Origin of the sequence: Thermanaeromonas sp. C210 (assembly GCF_013167955.1) — a bacterium.
Classification (GTDB): domain Bacteria; phylum Bacillota; class DSM-521; order Neomoorellales; family Neomoorellaceae; genus UBA12545.
Window position 1 is genome coordinate 428,257 of record NZ_BLWF01000002.1, and the last position, 17,188, is coordinate 445,444.

Genomic DNA, 17,188 nt, shown 5'->3' on the forward strand with positions numbered 1-17,188 from the left:
TCGCCTCCTAGAATAAGTTATGCACCAATCCTTCCAGCCAGTAGAACATCCCGAGGAGGGGCGGTGCCAGCTGGGAACCGTACAACTGGCGGGTCAGGGGAACTCCCAAGGGCAACCGGTCCAGGAATCCCCTCTGCAGCCCCCATTCGACAGCACCTAAAAAAAGGGAAAGGTAGAGGGCATGGGTGCTGAGGCCCAGGGCGGAACCCAAAAGGCGGCTGGGCCAGCCGAAGGGTGTAAAGGCTATCCCCCGGCTCAAGATATATCCGCTGCGGCGTACCAGCCAGAGGCTTGCGTAGAACAGAAGAATCAGGGCCAGTAGCTTTACGGCCCCCAGCACCAGCTGCCCGGCCAGGACCTCTCCCAGGGTCATTCCCCTTTCCCCGGACTGGAGCATGGAATTGAGGAGGCCGGCCTTCCAGGCCGCCGGTAAAGGCCAGCCTCCCACCAGGGAGTCCATTTGCTGCACCGACTGGACGCTAAAATCCTGTTGGAGGACCAACCGGGGGAGGGGCAGGTAGGCGGCCAGCCACTTTCCCCCCCTTTCCGCCAGCTGCCACTGGCGGTCGACCAGGGTGGCCAGGGGGCCGGCCAAGTTTAAAGCCACCAGAAAGCCGACCACGTAACCCATGAGCCCGGCCGCCAGGTTGATGAGGCCCTGGCGGTAACCATGCCACGCGCCCCAGGCCAGTATCAGCAGCAGAATCCAGTCCAGGTAATTCATCAATAGGAATGTTCCTCCCCGGGGAAAATACCCTGCCGCACCTCTTGGCAGTATTGTTGCAGGGCCGCCACTATTTCCTCCCCTAAACGGGCGTAACGCTTGACAAATTTTGGCTGGAAGCGGTCAAAGAGCCCCAGCACATCATGATACACCAGCACCTGGCCGTCACAATGGGGACCGGCGCCTATACCGATGGTGGGTATGCGGAGGCGCTCAGTAATGGTGCGGGCAAGGTTAGCCGGTACACACTCTAGCACCACAGCGAAGGCTCCTGCCTCCTGCAAAAGCTCTGCTTCCTCTATGAGGCGCCTGGCCGTTTCTTCATCCCGACCCTGGACGCGGAACCCCCCTAGCTGGTTAGCAGCCTGGGGAGTAAGGCCCAAGTGGCCCATAACCGGGATGCCGGCCTCCACTATGGCTTCAACCTTTTCCACTACCGGCCGGCCTCCTTCCAGCTTTACGGCCTCTGCCCCTCCCTCCTGCACCAGCCGGCCGGCATTGCGCACGGCTTCAGCCACGCTGACCTGATAGGAGAGAAAAGGCAGATCGGCTACGACCAGGGCTGCAAGCCGGGCCCGGGTTACAGCTTTGGTATGGTGTACCATATCGTCCATAGTGACGGGGAGGGTGCTTTCATAGCCCAGCACCACCATTCCTACGGAGTCTCCCACCAAGATAACGTCTATCCCGGCCCGATCGGCCGTTAAGGCCGAGGGATAATCATAGGCCGTGAGCATGGTTATCTTTTCGCCGCGTTCCTTCATTTCCCTGAGCTTAAGGACGGTTATCTTTTTGCCCGCCACAGCTTATCCCCCTTTCTGGATTAACCTACCACCATTATAACAAGAAAATCCCCGCGGCGGGGATTCCCTTGGTTCTTCCACCTGGTCGGGGAATTCTGGCGGAGCTGTCCGGGGGTGGGGAGTGGTGGTGGGCTGGGGACTTTCCCGGGGCCCTTCCGGAGGTTCGATCCGGTTATACAGAAAAGGCACCCCCTCACGCTGGACTATATTGAGCTTTATTTGAGCAGGAGCCTGGGGTTGCCCCCGATCCTTAATTATTATTCCCTGTCACCGGCAAAGGTTATGCAGCCCGGCTCCACTCTTATAACCCTTCCGCCTCCTCCACGGACCGCCACCCCTGCCGGCGGGGCAGGATATAAGCCGGCGTCTACCGCCCTTCACTTCAGGTAGGCGACGAGCTGGACCAGCAGGGCCGCAATGCCACCCGCCATGAGGGGCCCTACGGGGATACCGCCGAAAAAGGCCACCCCGATGATGGAGCCCAGGACCATACCGACCATCATCTGGGGATAACGCTGGAGGAGCTCCAAGCCCTGATAATTCATATGGGTGGCGATAACCCCGCTCAAAAGGGCGATAATCCCGTTGGAACTAATAAAGGATTTCAATATCTCGGCCGCCGAAACCCGGCCGGAACTGAAGGGTATGAGGACGGAGACGACGAGACAGATAAGACCGACCTCCAGGGCCCGGCGCTCTAAGAGGGGAAAAAACCGCTGGAGGTTGGTAAACTGCAGCAGTAGCAAAACGGCCGACGCCGCGGCAATAATGTTCGAACGGCCGATGATGCCGAGGAGCATGATGAGCAGCAGGAGCAGGGTGGACGAGTTCATGGGAACTCCCCTCTAATACGTTTCACTGCATTTATATGCTAACCTGCCGCTCGAATAGTCCCCGGCAAGGGGCGCCCCTTCAGCGGTATGTTTTGATCAAACCCCCGTTGTAGGAGGGGACCGTTGACAACAGCCCGATGCGGCTGCTGTAATCCAGGTCCGCTTCAAAGCCCAACTCCAGCAACTGCCGCCCGTGCAGGCTGCCGCGTATGATCCCGGCCACGTCCCCTTTATAAAGCCCGTAAAGCTCCAAGGCCGCCCGGGCCCCGTCCCGCAGGGAATAATTACCCCTTTGCCGGAGTTCATCGATCAGGAGGCCGGCGGTCAAGAAATCTTCCAGGGAAAAACGATCCCTGGTCCCGGCACAGAGGATACTTACATCCCCTTCAACCTCGGCGGCGGCCGCGGCTACCGCGGGAGCGTTGACCACGGCGGCCAAAAAGATAACCCGGGCCGGTGCCGCCCTTTTGATGGCCCTGGTGCCGTTGGTAGTGGTCATGATAATCCTTTTCCCGCCCACCACTTCGGCCGTATATTCCAGGGGAGAGTTGCCCAGGTCAAAGCCGGGGATCTTTACTCCTCCCCTTTCGCCGCCCAGGAGTACCCGGTCGTCCTCCAGCCTTTCCCGCATTTCAATGGCTTCTTCCGGAGTGAGAACCGGTATGATTTCCAGGCAACCCGCTTCCAGGGCCGTAGCAATGGTAGTGGTAGCCCGCAGGGTATCCACCACCAGGACTACCTTGCCCGCTAATCCGTCATCTGTAGCGCTGTTGATGGTGCTGAAAACATCGATTTCCAAAGGAACCCCTCCACCGATTAAGGCGCGATACAAGGCTTGCGCCCTGCCGGCGCGGCGCCGGAAGTCCTTTCTACTCCCCAAGGTCTTCTCGGGCCTGCATCCCGGGAAGGGATGCAGGCCCTGAGGGGAATATATTTCTCCACCGCCGCACCTGATTCCTGCCAAACCCTCAAGAAATTGCCGCCCTCAAGGTGGCCCGCAGGGTATCACCCCTGAGGCCCACCCGTAAGGCCTCCAGGGCCAGCACGTCCTGGGGATGAACGTTACCCAGGTTAACATTGGGACCAAAGCGCAGGATCAATTCCTGTTGCTGCTGTTTTAAGGGTGCTTCCCAGATAATATCTTCCAGGCGTTCAATTCCCGCTGCCATGGCCTCCAGCTCATCCCATTTGATGGCGCCGGCATCGTCGTAGATAACCACCCCTTTCCCGGACTCCCGGCCTTCCACAATCACCTTATACGCCCCGTCCTGCAGGTCCTGGCGTATCTGCTCCAGGATGGCCGTTTCCTCTACCCGGTCCCTGGGATCCTTCTTCCCCACCTCGCTTATTACGCCCAGGCCCAGCTCCAGGGCATGGTGAATGGCTTGCCGGCGTACCTCCGGGCTCATGGTTATGGTGCCGTCGGAAACTTCCACAAAAGTATAGCCCATCTCCCGAGCCGTCTTGAGATAAAGTTCCAGCTTCCCCTGGAGCACGGCCACCTCTAGGAAGGTCCCGCCCGGAAAGATGTCGACGCCGTAAGAACGGACCATGCTGATTTTTTCCTTCAGGATGTCGGCCGGGTAAAACACGGAGGTGCCGAAGCCGAGTTTTATGAAGTCAATATAAGGTGCCGCTACCCGCAGCAAATCCTGAACCTGGGCCAGGCCCATCCCCTTGTCGATAACCATGGTCAAACCTTGCCGCCGCGGCTTTTGCAGGCGCCCCTGGAGGGGAAAATCCAGAATCTCCTGCCAACTGCCCCCGCCGAAATCTCCCTTTTGCATGCCGACTGTCGCCTCCCTCAAAGGTGCTGTATTTTGTTCCCCTGTTACTTTATTCTGCGAAGGCCTGAAGGGAAACAGGAGAGAGGCGCCCAGGAGTACCGATTCTGCCAAGAGCCAGGCTTGCCGGGCTGACGGGAAAAAATACCAAAGAGAAAGCTCCGGGGCCCTTAAGCCGCCGGGGATAACAAAGGAAAGTCCGGACAAAAATAGAAGCAGTGAACTAAACGAGGTGATGTGGCTTGCAGGCTTCCATGCGGCTACCCTTCGCCGTCCTGTGCGCCGTTCCCTTTATTATGGTCCTGGGCAATTCCATGCTGGTACCCCTCTTGCCCGCCATGAAAGAGGCTATGGGGGTAAGTCTCTTTCAAGTGAGCCTTTTCATCACCGCCTTTTCCCTCCCGGCAGGCTTCGTCATCCCCTTTGCCGGGTTTTTATCCGACCGCTTCGGCCGCCGGGTAATCATGTCCCCCGCCCTCGTCCTTTATGGGGCCGGCGGGCTCCTGGCCGGCCTGGCCGCCACCTTCCTCGCCCAGCCCTACTACTTCATCCTGGGCAGCCGGGTACTCCAAGGCATAGGAGCGGGTGGAACTTACCAACTGGCCATGGCCCTGGTAGGGGACATCTTCCAGAGTAAAGAGCGGGCCAAAGCCCTGGGCACCCTGGAAGCCTCCAACGGCCTGGGTAAAGTCATCAGCCCCATAGCCGGTTCCCTTCTAGGTCTCCTGGCCTGGTTTGCTCCCTTCTACGCCTATGGTCTGCTGGCCATCCCCATCGGGATAGCCGTCTGGCTGGTGGTACGCGAGCCCCGGCAGGGAAAGGAAGAACCCCAGAGCCTGGCAGCCTACCTGGCCAGCCTTAAAGAGATCTTCCGGCAGAGGGGCCTGGGCCTTCTCGCCTGCTTTCTGGCCGGAATGGCGGTGCTTTTTATTTTATTCGGGGTTTTGAGCTTGGTGGCGGATTCCCTGGAAGCTACTTATAACTTTCACGGTTTAACGGTGGGCCTCCTCATCGCCATCCCGGTAGGGGCCATGGCCCTATCCTCTTACCTCTCGGGCAGCTACCTCCAGAAAAAGGGAGGGCATCTCCTCAAAGGGACCGCCGTGGCCGGCCTGGCCCTGGTGGCCGCCTCCCTGTTTATTATGGCCTTCCGGCCGTCCGTCTATATTCTCTTCGGAGCCCTCACCCTCTTAGGCCTGGGTACCGGGGCCGTACTGCCGGCGGTAAACACCCTCATAACCAGCGCGGCTTCCGCTTCCGAGCGCGGGGGCATTACCTGCCTGTACGGCTCCATGCGCTTCTTCGGCGTGGCCTTGGGGCCCCCGGCCTTCGGGATGGCCGTGAAGTGGGGTATCCCCTCCCTTTACGTCCTGGCCGCCGCCCTGGTGGTGGGCATTGCCCTGCTGAGCGCTTTTACCGTCCGGATCCAGAAAATGCTGCCTCCGGAGCTCTTGGCCCGAAATTAAAAAAGCGGGTTTTTACCCGCCTAATCGTTTAACTCTTTACGCTCCCCTGTTTCCAGGTAAATGGCTTCCTCCGCAATGTTAGTGGCGTGGTCGGCAATACGCTCCAGATAGCGGCTCACAAACAGAAGGTAGGTCGCCTGGCCGATGGTCTTGGGGTCCTCCATCATGAAGACCAGGAGTTCCCGGAAGATCTGATTATGCAGGTGGTCCACCTGGTCATCCTCCCGGGCCACGGTATAGGCCAGGTCCACATCCCCGTGCACGTAAGCATCCAGAGACTGTTTGACCATGTTCTGGGCCAGTTCGGCCATGCGGGGAATATCGATCAAGGGCTTGATCAGGGGCTGACCGGTCTCGATAATCCGCTTGGCTACCCGGGCGATATCCACCGAATAGTCAGCAATCCGCTCTAAATCTGTAATGATCTTGAACCCTGCGGCAATTTTACGCAGGTCCTTGGCCATGGGCTGCTGGGTAGCGATGAGTTTCAGGCACTGGTTTTCGATCTGGAGTTCCAGGTCATCCACGACTTTATCGCCCTCAATGACCTCATCGGCTATTTTAGCGTCCAGCTTGGCCAGACTGTCCACCGCCTTAGCTATCACCTGCTCCACAATGCTACCCATGCGCAAAATCTCCTGTTGGAGATATTCTAAAGACTGGTGAAAGCCCTGCCGGGTAAGGCCTGCCATAAACTGTTCGCCCCCTATGCTTTCTCCATGCTTATTGGTATCCATTATATTTCACCCCCTCTCGGTTGTCACCGTCCAGCTTTTATGAATATTGTATACTTTGTCCTCGCCTATCTTACCCGAAACGGCCGGTAATATAATCCTCCGTCCGCTGGTCCCGCGGCCTGGTGAAAATAATGGCCGTTTCATCGCACTCCACTATCTCCCCGTTCAAGAAAAAGGCCGTGGTATCGGAGACCCGGGCGGCCTGCTGCATGTTATGGGTCACTATGACGATGGTATATCGCTCCTTCAAGGAGAGGACCAGTTCCTCAATTTTAAGGGTGGAAACCGGGTCCAGGGCCGAAGAGGGCTCATCCATGAGGATTACCTCCGGGTCCACCGCCAGGCACCGGGCAATGCAGAGCCGCTGCTGCTGCCCTCCGGACAGGCCCAGGGCCGATTGCTGCAGACGATCGGCCACTTCATTCCACAGGGCCGCGGCCTTCAAGCTGCGCTCCACGATCTCATCGAGATCTTTTTTCTTTTTTATGCCGTGGATGCGGGGGCCGTAGGCCACATTATCGTAAACGGACATGGGAAAGGGATTCGGCCTTTGAAAAACCATGCCCACCCGTTTCCGCAGCCCGATCACGTCCACATCGGGATCGTAAATGTTCTTTTCATCCAGCAAAACTTCCCCCGACACGTGGCTGTCCTCTATCAGGTCGTTCAACCTGTTTAGGGTGCGCAGAAAAGTGGACTTACCGCACCCCGAAGGCCCGATCAACGCCGTAATACGGTGTTCTTCAATGGTGAGATTAATGTCTTTGAGGGCCCTGGTGCTGCCGTAATAAAAATTCAAATTCTTAACCCGTATCTTCGGCTTTCCCATTTCGCCTCCCGACCCCTTGTTCCTTTTTATACCCGGTTTCCGGCCCTAATATTCCTACTATAAAAATTATAGACCGGCCCTATTAAGGCCGCGTTAGGCCCGGGTTAAGCCTGTGTTAAAAGGAGCGGCGGCCGCAGGGAATCCCGGCCGCCGCTCCGGAGGTCGAGATCAGGCGGGCCTAGAACAAGCCGGTGATCACGCCGTTGGCATCAATATCGATGTTGCAGGCCGCCGGGCGTTTGGGCAATCCAGGCATGGTCATGATGGCGCCGGTAATGGGTACTATGAAGCCCGCGCCGGCGGACAGGCGCACCTCCCGGACGGTTATGGAGAAATTGCGCGGCCGACCCAGTTTGGTCATGTCATCGGACAGGGAATACTGGGTCTTGGCCATGACTACCGGCAGGTTGCCGTAGCCTATGGCCGTGAAGTTGGCAATGGCCTTTTCCGCCTCGGCAGTGTAGTTTACGCCGTCGGCGCCGTAAATTTCGGTGGCTATCTTGTGGATCTTGTCTTTAATGGGCAGGTCCAGCTCGTACAGGAAGCGGAAGTTGGAGGGCTTGGTTTCGATGGTCTTCAACACCTTCTGGGCCAGTTCGATACCGCCCGCACCTCCCTTGGCCCATACTTCCGACAGGGCCACCTCGGCACCGGCCCTGGTGCAGAGATCGTAGAGGAGGTTGAGCTCCCGCTCGGTATCGGTCGGGAAGGCGTTAATGGCCACTACGGCCGGTACACCGAATTTGCCCACATTCTCAATGTGCTTCTCCAGGTTGGCAAAGCCGGCCTCCAGGGCCGCCAGGTTTTCCTGGGCCAGGTCGGATTTGGGAACCCCGCCGTGCATCTTGAGGGCCCGGACGGTGGCCACAATCACCGCCACGTCGGGTTTTAGGCCGCCATAGCGGCATTTGACGTCGAAGAACTTCTCCGCCCCCAGGTCGGCACCGAAGCCTGCTTCCGTCACTACGTAGTCGGCCAGTTTAAGGGCTGTCTTGGTGGCCGTGATGCTGTTGCACCCGTGGGCTATGTTGGCAAAGGGGCCGCCGTGGACGAAGGCCGGGGTGTTCTCCAGGGTCTGCACCAGATTGGGCTTAATGGCGTCTTTCATGAGGAGGGCCATAGCTCCCTGGGCTTCCAGGTCGCCGGCCGTTACCGGCCTGCCGTCATAGGTATATCCTACTACTATGCGGCGGAACCGCTCCTTTAGATCCATCAGGTCGCTCGCCAGGCAGAGGCAGGCCATAACTTCGGAAGCCACGGAAATATCAAAGCCGGTTTCCCGCGGCACGCCGTTGGCCTTGCCGCCCAGGCCGATGACGGTGTAGCGCAGGGCCCGGTCGTTCAAGTCGATAACCCGCCGCCAGGTAATGGTCCGGGGATCGAGGCCCAGCTCGTTGCCCTGCTGGAGGTGATTGTCCACCATGGCCGCCAGCAGGTTATGGGCATAGGTCACGGCATGGATGTCGCCGGTGAAGTGGAGGTTGATGTCTTCCATGGGCACTACCTGGGCGTATCCGCCCCCGGCCGCCCCTCCCTTGATGCCGAAGCTGGGCCCCAGGGAGGGCTCCCGCAGGCAGACCATGACCTTTTTGCCCAGCCGGGCCAGGCCGTCGGTTAAACCTACGCTGGTAGTGGTCTTGCCTTCACCGGCCGGCGTAGGGGTAATGGCGGTGACCAGGATCAGCTTGCCGTCGGGCTTATCCTGCAACCGGCGGTATACATTGAGGGAGATTTTGGCCTTGTATTTGCCGTACAGCTCCACCTCGTCTTCCTCAATGCCTAAATCCCGGGCCAGTTCCATGGCGGGCTTCATTTTAGCCCTCTGGGCGATCTCGATGTCCGTAGGGATGCGAGTGGACAAGGGAAGAACACTCCTTTCTGTAACTTTTAAATTAGATATATAAGAGCCCGTCCTCCTGGAGAAATTATTTCGCCATTTCTTGATTTGTTCCTTCCGGAAGCTTAAATAAGGACCATAAAAGTTAAATTAAATTTAAAGTAGAACCTTAAATTAATTCCAGACTAAAATCCAGGGCAGGAGGGCTGTGGGTCAAAGCCCCTACGGAGATGAAATCGACCCCGGTGGCGGCCACCGCAGCTACCGTCTCGAGGGAAATCCCCCCCGAAGCTTCCACCAGCGCTCGGCCCCGGATCATTTCCACCGCCTCGGCCATCTCCTCCAGGGACATATTATCCAGCATAATGAGATCCACCCCGGCCTCCAGGGCTTCGGCCACCTGGTCCAGGTTCTCCACTTCTACTTCGATCTTGGCGGTAAGGGGTATGCAGGTCCGCACTTTCTCCACCGCCCGGCGAAGGCCCCCCGCGCCGCGGATGTGGTTGTCTTTGAGGAGGACGGCATCTCCCAGATTAAAGCGGTGGTTGGTGCCGCCGCCCATACGCACAGCATATTTGTCCAGGGCCCTCAGCCCCGGGACGGTTTTGCGGGTGTCGCAGATTCTTGCCTTATAGGGCTTTACGCGCTCTACATAACGTGCCGTTAAAGACGCAATGCCGGAGAGGCGCTGGAGGAAATTGAGGGCCACCCTCTCGCCACCCAGGATGCCCAGCAGGGGACCTTCTACCCAGGCCACGGTCTGACCCGGCGCAACCCTGCTCCCTTCTTCCACCAGGGGGGTGAGACTGCAGCCCGGCGGGGCCATCCGGAAAACCATTTCGGCCACCGGCAGCCCGGCTATGAGTCCTTCCTGGCGGGCAATAATTTCTGCCCGGCCCCGATCTTCGACGCCGAACAGGGCGGCACTGGTCAAATCGCCGTCGCCCAAATCTTCCTCCAGGGCCCGGGCCACTATCTCCTTGACGGCCAACATATTCAGCACCCTTTCCTACCTCCTCCGGAAAACCCTTACCGGTCCTCAGCAGGGGGACGTGCCGGGAGTTCCCGGGGTTCTCGCCCCCAGGCCAGGACCAGGTGTTTGGCGTACGCAGGGTTCGGGGCCGGGAAGTCGCTCCGGAAATGGGCCCCACGGCTCTCCCGGCGCCAGGTTGCCGCCGTCACCATGAGGCCGGCCAACAGCAGCATATTATGGCTTTCCGCCTCCCGGCGCTCCGGAGCCTCCCGGGCCAGCCGGGACCAGCACGCCTCAAGCTTGGAGGCAGCTTCCTTAAGCCCCTCGGCCTCCCGCACCAGTCCCACCCGCGCCGCCATAATTTCCCGCAGCTCCGCGACCGCGGCATCCTCGGTGGGAGTGCCTCCCTCGCGCAGTTCCCTGTACTGTAAGGGAGGACAGGGGGGGCGGTTGAGCTTGCGGTCCAGCAGTTCCCTGGCTATCCGTCCCCCGAAAACTACCCCTTCCAGGAGGGAATTGCTCCCCAGGCGATTGGCGCCGTGGACGCCGGTGCAGGCCACCTCCCCGCAGGCATAAAGGCCTTCCAGGCTGGTACGGCCGCTCAAGTCGGTGCGCACCCCGCCCATGAAATAATGGGCTGCCGGTGCCACCGGCAACCAGTCCCGCGCGGGGTCCAGGCCGGCCCGGCGGCAGGTAGCCACCACGGTAGGAAAGCGGCGTTCCAGCCACGCCGGGTCCAGGTGGCGGAGGTCCAGATAAACCCACCGCTCCCCGGTGCGCGCCATTTCCCGCACTATGGCCCGGGCTACTACGTCCCGCGGCGCCAGCTCCGCCCGGGGATGGTAAGCGGGCATAAACCGCTCCCCCCTTCCGTTGCGCAGGACGGCCCCTTCCCCGCGGACCGCTTCGGTTATCAAGAGGCCCGCCGCCTGGGGGTGGGCCAGGGCCGTGGGGTGGAACTGGTAAAACTCCAGGTCCACTACTTCTGCTCCGGCCCTGTAGGCCATGGCCACGCCGTCCCCGGTGGCCCCGGCCGTATTAGTGGTTACCGGATAAAGGCCTCCGGCCCCACCGCTGGCCAGCACGGTGGCGGCCGCCAGGATGGCCGCCGGGGACCCGTCCGGCCGCAATACCAGGGCCCCGAAGCACCGGCCCTCCTCGGCCAGGAGGTCCAGGGCCATGGTTTGCGGCAGGATATAGAGGCCTTCGCAGGCCCTGGCCCTGGCGAACAGGCCCTGCCAGATGACGGCGCCTGTAGCATCTCCCCCGGCATGGAGGATGCGCCGCCGGCTGTGGGCCCCTTCCCTGCCCAGGGCCAGGCGGCCCTCTTCGCGGTCGAAGGCTATACCCCACTCCAGGAGCTCCCGAATCCGCTCCGGGCCCTCTTCCGCCAGCACCCTGGCGGCCGCAGGATTGCCCAGTCCCGCGCCGGCTGCCAGGGTGTCCTCCACGTGCAGCTCTACGGAATCTTCCTCGTCCATGACGGCCGCAATGTCACCCTGGGCCAGATAAGTACAACAATCCTCCGGGCGTTCCTTGGTGATTAATATAATCCGGTAGCGGGGCGCCAGCTTCAGGGCGGTGAAGAGTCCGGCTATACCGCTCCCTATGATAAGGACGTCCGCCCGGAGGCAGGGGAGGTCGGCTAAACTAAAATTTACCAGGTAGCGGGGTACCGGTTGCATAACTCACACCGCTTTCAACATGCGCTCCAGGGCTCCATAGGCCCGGCTTCGCACCGGTTCGGGCACCTTAACGACCGGCTTCATTTCCCTCAAGCACTGGGCTATCTTGGCCAGGCTCGTCAGCTTCATATTGGGGCAGATCAACCCCGGGGAGAGGAGGTAAAACTTCTTACCCGGATTCTCCGCCTCCAGGCGGTGGATTATACCCATTTCCGTGCCGATAAGGAACTCCCGGTCAAGGCTTTCGCGGGCGAATCGGAGGATGCCCCCGGTGCTCCCCACAAAGTCGGCGGCCTCCACCACCTCGGGCCGGCACTCGGGGTGAACGAGGACCTTGGCCTCGGGATGGGCCGCCTTGGCTTCCTCGACCTCTTCCGGGGTAACCCGGCAGTGGGTAAGGCAGGAGCCCTCCCACGGGATAATCTCCTTATCGGTAAAGCGGGACACATAGTGGGCCAGATTCCGATCGGGCACAAATAGGACGCGGCGGTGGGGCAGGGACTGCACCACCTTTAGGGCGTTGCTGGAAGTGCAGCAGATGTCGCTTTCCGCCTTGACCTCGGCCGGAGAATTGACGTAGCATACCACCGCGGCATCGGGGTACCGTTCCCGGGCCCGCCGCAAGCCTTCGGCATCGACGGTGTCGGCCAGGGGGCAGCCGGCAAAGGGATCGGGCAGCAGGATGGTCTTCTCCGGGGCCAGGATGCTCGCGCTCTCGGCCATGAAGCGCACCCCAGCCAGGACGATAACCCGGGCCGGAGTGGTGGCGGCCATGCGGCTCAAGGCCAGGGAGTCGCCCACAAAATCGGCGATGTCCTGCACCGCGTTCGGCTGGTAGTTGTGGGCGAGGATTACGGCTCCCCGCTCCCTTTTAAGCTCCTCGATTTCCTTAACCAGTTCCTCCATCCTTCTCCCCTTCCTCCTGGGTAAAGACAGCTGTCTTGTCATGTTTAAGCCCATTATAAGACTGCCACCTCAGCCCGTCAACGGTACCTTGTTTACCTTCTTCACCCTAAAAGGATTCCTGCTTCCAGCAACTCCCTCTCCATGGCCTCCAGGGTGGCCTCGTCGGGGGCCACTACCGTGTGCAGATGCACCCCGCTGCCCGTCAGGGTGTACAAGGGGTTAGCGCCGCTCTTCTTCAGTTTATTTATGAATTCATACACTTCCCGGCGGGAAGAGAGCATGAGGTAGCCCCGCAGCTCCCCGTAAAGGGGGTGCTCGACCACCACGTCCATTACCTTACCCCCGTTATCCACCATGATGAGGAGTTCCCTTTCCAGACCCTCCAGGTCGTGCCGGCAGGCGAAGGTCCGCCGGCAGCCCTCCTCCCGGAGGGGCAGAACATAGCCCTGGGGGGTAGCCAGGACCTCGCTTCCCCGGGCCCTCAATATGGCCACATCCTGAACGATTACCTGCCGGCTGACCCCCAGCCAGCGGGCGAGCTGGGCTCCGGTGACGGGTTGCCCCCGGCCCAAGATGGCCAGGATCTTTTCCCTTCTTTCCGCTGCCTTCATAGCGGTCCTCCATAGCAATAAATATCGGCGGTGCGGCCGGCATAAGTGTAACAAACTCCGGCCTTCTTTTCCAGGCCTTTCACCGCTGGGGTATATACCCCCCTTCGATGACCTGCCCCTTGGGCTTGAGCTCCTTCAAGCTTTCCCGGGCCAAACTATTACTCGGCCTCAAAAGCTTACGGAGGGGTTCCCGCTCCAGTGGGCGTCCTCGACGCCGGAGCCAGTATCGGGCCTTCCGTCCTCCCACGCCTCTGCTTTCTCCTCCTCAAGTTTGGCTGTCCCTCCGGTTTAGCAGTCCCGCCGCCAAGCCCAAAGGGGGCCTTGTCGGCAAGGCCTTGTCGGCAAGGGCGGGAGATAATGGGTTTGTGTCGGGGAAACATATTCCTTCCAGTTACCGGCAACCGGAGGGGATGCTCCTATAACGTCGGCAGGCCCCGCGCATAACGCGGGGCTTGCCGACGTTCCTCGGGCCGGTCGACCGGGCCGGCCCTGGGCCGCTATTAGTTTACGACCACCAGATGGCTTTTGCCGTAATACTCCACCCTGGCCTTTAGCTGCTCGCTCACAAACCGCAGGGGTACCAGCATCCGCCCTTCCCGCACCACGGCGGGAGCATCCAGGGAAACGGCGGCACCGTTAACTCTGGCCTGCCGGCTGCCTATTTCTAGCCTTATGGTGAGGCCGTGGCTTTCAAGGGTTACCACCCCGTTCTCGTAGGAAATGCGGGCCCCCAGGGCTTCGCCCAGCCGGCGCAGGGGGACCAGGACGCGTCCCCCTTCCACGCGGGGTTCCACCTCAAAAACCATCGGTTTGCCGCGGAAGAATACCTTGACCTTCAGGTCGCCCAGGAGGGCGCAAGCTTCGTCCAGCTCCTGGTAGGCCTCATCATCGTCGGGAATTTGGGCCAAAACGGCCAGCAGGACGGTCCTGGCCTTATCGGCCCGGCCTGCTTTAAGGTAGAGCTCTACCAGCTGCTTCTTGGCCTTTGCCCGTCCGAGGTCGTCCAGGCTGTCGTCCTCTTCCAGGGCCTCCTCCAGCCCTTGGGTAATCTCGGCCAGTTCTTCGCGGTCCTGCCATTGGGCCAGGAGCTCTTTGGCCTCATAGACCGCCTCGGCTACACTCCTGCCCTCCAGCTTGGCCTGCAGGGCCGCCCTGGCCACCGGATTTCTTACATGCTGCAGGGCATTCTCGATTCCCCGGTAGACATGTCCGGCCACGCTGCGGGGATGCTCCTTAACTTGCCCTGTCTTCTTTCCTCCCCGGCCCTCCCGTTCCTGTTCCTGCTCCTGCTGGAGTTCCCGCTCTTGCTCCCTTTCCTCGTCCTGCTCCTGGACCTGCACCTGATATGTAGCTTTGGGACGGGACGTCTGGGCCCAGGCCGGCAGGACCGCCCACAGGCAAAACAGCAGACCCAGCATCACTGCCGCGTAGGCCTTTCCTTTACCCATAGAACAACCCCCCGATACTTTGGTAGTGTCGGTGCTTCCGGACTATCGCCCCCGGGGCGCGGCTTCGGACCCCGCCCGGTCCCTGCGGGCGGCATATCCGGCCGCCGCAAAGGCTTATCCCTTCGCGGCCCGCCGCCTATCCTTCGCCCGGGTGTCGTTGCCGCCCCGGATGGAACCCCCCGCACGGAGCCCCCTGGGCGCCGCCGGGCCGGCCCAGAAGCCAGGGGGCTTGCCCGCGGTTTTTGCCGGGCCGGCCCGGGAGAGGCAGCCCCTCCGGAAGTACACGGGTTCGGACCCGGTTTCACCGACCGGCTCGGGACCGGTGCCTAAAGGGGCCCTAAGCCGGTCCCCTGGGAATTTCCCCTTGTTGCGGAAGCACCTTCCAGGCGTCTACTAATATATTCGGGGCCGGGCCGCACCTTTGGGGGGTAGGTTTACCCTCTCCCTTCGCCCCTCAGCACCCGGGGGATGTTCTCGGTATAGGGCGGCCTGATTACGCCCTTCTCCGTAATTATAGCCGTAACGTAGGTGTGAGGGGTTACGTCAAAGGCCGGGTTAAAGACGTGGATCCCCTCGGGAGCCGTCCTTCTTCCTCCCCAGCACCTGACTTCTTCGGGATCCCGCTCTTCGATGGGTATCTCACCACCATGGGACAGGCTCAAATCAAAGGTGGAACTGGGGGCCGCCACATAGAAGGGCAGGCCGTGCTCGCGGGCCAGGATGGCCACGCCGTAGGTACCGATCTTGTTGGCCACATCGCCGTTGGCCGCAATGCGGTCGGCCCCTACGATTACCGCCTGGACCCAGCCCTTCTGCATAACTACCGCCGCCATGTTATCGGTAATAAGGGTAACCGGGATGCCCGCCTCCTTTAGCTCCCAGGCCGTAAGCCGCGCCCCCTGGAGCAGGGGCCTGGTTTCATCCACAAAAACCCGCAGGACCTTGTCTTCCCCGGCCAAGTAGTAAACCGGGGCCAGGGCCGTGCCGTACCTGGCCGTCGCCAGGGTACCGGCATTACAGTGGGTTAGGACCGCTTCGGCCCGGCGCAAAAGCTCGGCACCGTTCCGCCCTATGGCCCGGCACATGGCCTCGTCCTCTTCCTGAATGGCCAGGGCCTCCTTTAAAACCACTTCCTTCAGCTCGTCAACCTCCTGGTATTCGGAGGCCGCCACCCTCTCCTGGATCCTCGCCAGGGCCCAGAAAAGGTTTACGGCCGTAGGCCGGGAAGTGGCCAAGTAATCGGCAGCCGCCTTAAGCTCAGCCAAGAAACTCCCTTTATCCCGGGCCCGGGAATCCTTTACCCCCAGATAAAGGCCGAAGGCAGCGGCAATCCCGATGGCCGGAGCACCCCTAACCTTAAGCTGTTTAATGGCCTCCCACATTTCGCGGATGTTCTGGGGCCGGATAACCACCAGCTCTTCCGGCAGCTTCGTCTGGTCGATGATTTCTACTCCGCCGTCCCTCCACACAATAGGCGCTACAGGCCGGTACATGACGAACCTCCTCCCCTTACTTTGGTAACCGCTTTTCCCCGAAAATCCCGTCCGGTCTCCCCTGGCCGCCAGCTTCCCCGGCCCCCTCCCTCCGGGACTCCATACCCTGGGCCTTGTATTCGGCCACCTGTTGCCGGGCCACTCCGGCGAGGATCAGGGCTCCCCCCAGTAACTGGCTGGGATAAAGCCTCTCGTTTAAGAGCAGGTAGCCCAGCACGGCGGTGACTACCGGCTCCAGGGTTAAAATGATGGCCGCCCGGGAGGCTCCGATATATACCAGCCCCCGGCACAGGGTTTCCGAGGCGACCACCGTGCATACCAGGGCCAGGACCAGCACGGCCCCCACCACCTCAGCGTTCAGGGGCACCCGGAATTGGTTGCTCAACAGGGCAACCGGCAGAAAGAGAACAGCCAGGACTAAAGTGAGGTAGGCATTAAACACCCTGGTCTCTACCCGTCTTAACAGCTCGGTCTGGCCCACCATAAAGATGCTGTTGGCCACGGCCGCCAGGCAGGCGGCTACGGCCCCGCCCATATGCAGCCGGCCCGCCGGGAGGCCCAGGGTGATGACCAGCCCCGCCGACGCGAGGACCAGAGCTTCCATTTTTGCCCGGGTGAGGGGTTCCCGTAAGAAGACGGCCGCCAACAGGGTGACCAGCACCGGGTAGATATAAAACAAAAGGATGGCCAGGGATGCGGGTATATGCTGAAAGGCATAAAAAAGCAGCACCACCGTCATGCCGTGCCCGCCCACGGCCAGGGCCGCCAGCCGTCCCAGGGTTCCCAGGCCAATTTTCCACCGGCCCCCGAACCAGGCCAGGCTGGCCCAAAAGATCAGGGCCGCCAACGGGAACCGCAGGGCCAAGACCGCCAGGGAACTGGCCCCGCCGGCAAAGGCAAACTTGGCGGCAATACCTTCCATTCCCAGGGAAGCCGCCGCGATGGTAACCAAAAACAAGCCCCAGAACTCTCCGGCGCCTCTTCTCCCTCTTTCCAACCCCACTCATCCTCCTGCTTACCCGGCCGCCGGTGCCGAGGACGGCCCCCGGCCCCCTGCGG

The 17,188-nt window shown here is 60.9% G+C and carries 17 protein-coding genes; 1 reads left to right on the forward strand and 16 read right to left on the reverse strand.

The annotated features are described in order from the left end of the window. Positions 1-7: 7 nt before the first annotated feature. From TAMC210_RS06230 to TAMC210_RS06250, 5 genes are all read right to left on the reverse strand, one after another. Positions 8-724, reverse strand: coding sequence for a CvpA family protein (locus TAMC210_RS06230; protein WP_173297919.1), 717 nt, complete (start codon positions 722-724; stop codon positions 8-10). Continuing rightward, entirely contained in the window at positions 724-1,527 is an 804-nt protein-coding gene (panB, locus tag TAMC210_RS06235; RefSeq protein ID WP_173297920.1) for a 3-methyl-2-oxobutanoate hydroxymethyltransferase, read from the reverse strand. The genes TAMC210_RS06230 and panB overlap by 1 nt, the downstream gene beginning before the upstream one ends. Positions 1,528-1,904: 377 nt before the next feature. Next, positions 1,905-2,360: a DUF441 domain-containing protein gene (locus TAMC210_RS06240; RefSeq protein WP_173297921.1), complete on the reverse strand. Its 456-nt coding sequence runs from the start codon at positions 2,358-2,360 to the stop codon at positions 1,905-1,907. Between the two features lie 79 nt (positions 2,361-2,439). Beyond that, complete coding sequence (locus TAMC210_RS06245; protein ID WP_173297922.1) at positions 2,440-3,159, reverse strand: 2-phosphosulfolactate phosphatase; 720 nt, start codon at positions 3,157-3,159, stop codon at positions 2,440-2,442. Between the two features lie 169 nt (positions 3,160-3,328). Then, positions 3,329-4,147 (reverse strand): phosphosulfolactate synthase, encoded by an 819-nt coding sequence (locus TAMC210_RS06250; RefSeq protein ID WP_173297923.1) that lies wholly within the window; start codon positions 4,145-4,147, stop codon positions 3,329-3,331. A 239-nt stretch (positions 4,148-4,386) separates the two neighbouring features. On the opposite strand from TAMC210_RS06250, the gene TAMC210_RS06255 reads away from it, so the two are divergent. Further along, a complete protein-coding gene (locus TAMC210_RS06255; protein WP_173297924.1) occupies positions 4,387-5,610 on the forward strand; it encodes an MFS transporter in 1,224 nt (407 codons plus the stop codon). A gap of 20 nt (positions 5,611-5,630) precedes the next feature. Here TAMC210_RS06255 and phoU read toward each other — a convergent pair whose 3' ends face one another. From phoU to TAMC210_RS06310, 11 genes are all read right to left on the reverse strand, one after another. Next, a complete protein-coding gene (phoU, locus tag TAMC210_RS06260) occupies positions 5,631-6,347 on the reverse strand; it encodes a phosphate signaling complex protein PhoU (protein WP_254388537.1) in 717 nt (238 codons plus the stop codon). A 70-nt stretch (positions 6,348-6,417) separates the two neighbouring features. After that, positions 6,418-7,176 (reverse strand): phosphate ABC transporter ATP-binding protein PstB, encoded by a 759-nt coding sequence (pstB, locus tag TAMC210_RS06265; RefSeq protein WP_173297925.1) that lies wholly within the window; start codon positions 7,174-7,176, stop codon positions 6,418-6,420. A 178-nt stretch (positions 7,177-7,354) separates the two neighbouring features. Beyond that, entirely contained in the window at positions 7,355-9,025 is a 1,671-nt protein-coding gene (locus tag TAMC210_RS06270) for a formate--tetrahydrofolate ligase (protein ID WP_173298168.1), read from the reverse strand. A 157-nt stretch (positions 9,026-9,182) separates the two neighbouring features. Next, positions 9,183-10,007: a carboxylating nicotinate-nucleotide diphosphorylase gene (nadC, locus tag TAMC210_RS06275; RefSeq protein ID WP_173298169.1), complete on the reverse strand. Its 825-nt coding sequence runs from the start codon at positions 10,005-10,007 to the stop codon at positions 9,183-9,185. 35 nt (positions 10,008-10,042) lie between these two features. Further along, on the reverse strand, positions 10,043-11,671 hold the full coding sequence (locus TAMC210_RS06280; protein WP_173297926.1) for an L-aspartate oxidase: 1,629 nt from the start codon (positions 11,669-11,671) through the stop codon (positions 10,043-10,045). Between the two features lie 3 nt (positions 11,672-11,674). Then, positions 11,675-12,577: a quinolinate synthase NadA gene (gene nadA / locus TAMC210_RS06285; RefSeq protein WP_173297927.1), complete on the reverse strand. Its 903-nt coding sequence runs from the start codon at positions 12,575-12,577 to the stop codon at positions 11,675-11,677. Positions 12,578-12,678: 101 nt separating this feature from the next. Then, entirely contained in the window at positions 12,679-13,188 is a 510-nt protein-coding gene (locus tag TAMC210_RS06290; protein ID WP_173297928.1) for a transcription repressor NadR, read from the reverse strand. 79 nt (positions 13,189-13,267) lie between these two features. Beyond that, positions 13,268-13,435: a hypothetical protein gene (locus TAMC210_RS06295; RefSeq protein WP_173297929.1), complete on the reverse strand. Its 168-nt coding sequence runs from the start codon at positions 13,433-13,435 to the stop codon at positions 13,268-13,270. 253 nt (positions 13,436-13,688) lie between these two features. Beyond that, a complete protein-coding gene (locus TAMC210_RS06300) occupies positions 13,689-14,636 on the reverse strand; it encodes a copper amine oxidase N-terminal domain-containing protein (protein ID WP_173297930.1) in 948 nt (315 codons plus the stop codon). 434 nt (positions 14,637-15,070) lie between these two features. Next, positions 15,071-16,129 (reverse strand): S-methyl-5-thioribose-1-phosphate isomerase, encoded by a 1,059-nt coding sequence (mtnA, locus tag TAMC210_RS06305; protein ID WP_173297931.1) that lies wholly within the window; start codon positions 16,127-16,129, stop codon positions 15,071-15,073. A gap of 16 nt (positions 16,130-16,145) precedes the next feature. Further along, positions 16,146-17,126, reverse strand: a complete 981-nt coding sequence (locus TAMC210_RS06310; RefSeq protein ID WP_173297932.1) for a DMT family transporter — start codon at positions 17,124-17,126, stop codon at positions 16,146-16,148. Positions 17,127-17,188: the final 62 nt, after the last annotated feature.

What these genes read in the sequence shown, in the direction of transcription:
- nadC (WP_173298169.1), bottom strand. Translation starts at nt 10,007, where the DNA reads ATGTTGGCCGTCAAGGAGATAGTGGCCCGGGCCCTGGAGGAAGATTTG.
- TAMC210_RS06280 (WP_173297926.1), bottom strand. Translation starts at nt 11,671, where the DNA reads ATGCAACCGGTACCCCGCTACCTGGTAAATTTTAGTTTAGCCGACCTC.
- TAMC210_RS06240 (WP_173297921.1), bottom strand. Translation starts at nt 2,360, where the DNA reads ATGAACTCGTCCACCCTGCTCCTGCTGCTCATCATGCTCCTCGGCATC.
- TAMC210_RS06300 (WP_173297930.1), bottom strand. Translation starts at nt 14,636, where the DNA reads ATGGGTAAAGGAAAGGCCTACGCGGCAGTGATGCTGGGTCTGCTGTTT.
- mtnA (WP_173297931.1), bottom strand. Translation starts at nt 16,129, where the DNA reads ATGTACCGGCCTGTAGCGCCTATTGTGTGGAGGGACGGCGGAGTAGAA.
- phoU (WP_254388537.1), bottom strand. Translation starts at nt 6,347, where the DNA reads ATGGATACCAATAAGCATGGAGAAAGCATAGGGGGCGAACAGTTTATG.
- pstB (WP_173297925.1), bottom strand. Translation starts at nt 7,176, where the DNA reads ATGGGAAAGCCGAAGATACGGGTTAAGAATTTGAATTTTTATTACGGC.
- nadA (WP_173297927.1), bottom strand. Translation starts at nt 12,577, where the DNA reads ATGGAGGAACTGGTTAAGGAAATCGAGGAGCTTAAAAGGGAGCGGGGA.
- TAMC210_RS06290 (WP_173297928.1), bottom strand. Translation starts at nt 13,188, where the DNA reads ATGAAGGCAGCGGAAAGAAGGGAAAAGATCCTGGCCATCTTGGGCCGG.
- TAMC210_RS06230 (WP_173297919.1), bottom strand. Translation starts at nt 724, where the DNA reads ATGAATTACCTGGACTGGATTCTGCTGCTGATACTGGCCTGGGGCGCG.
- TAMC210_RS06250 (WP_173297923.1), bottom strand. Translation starts at nt 4,147, where the DNA reads ATGCAAAAGGGAGATTTCGGCGGGGGCAGTTGGCAGGAGATTCTGGAT.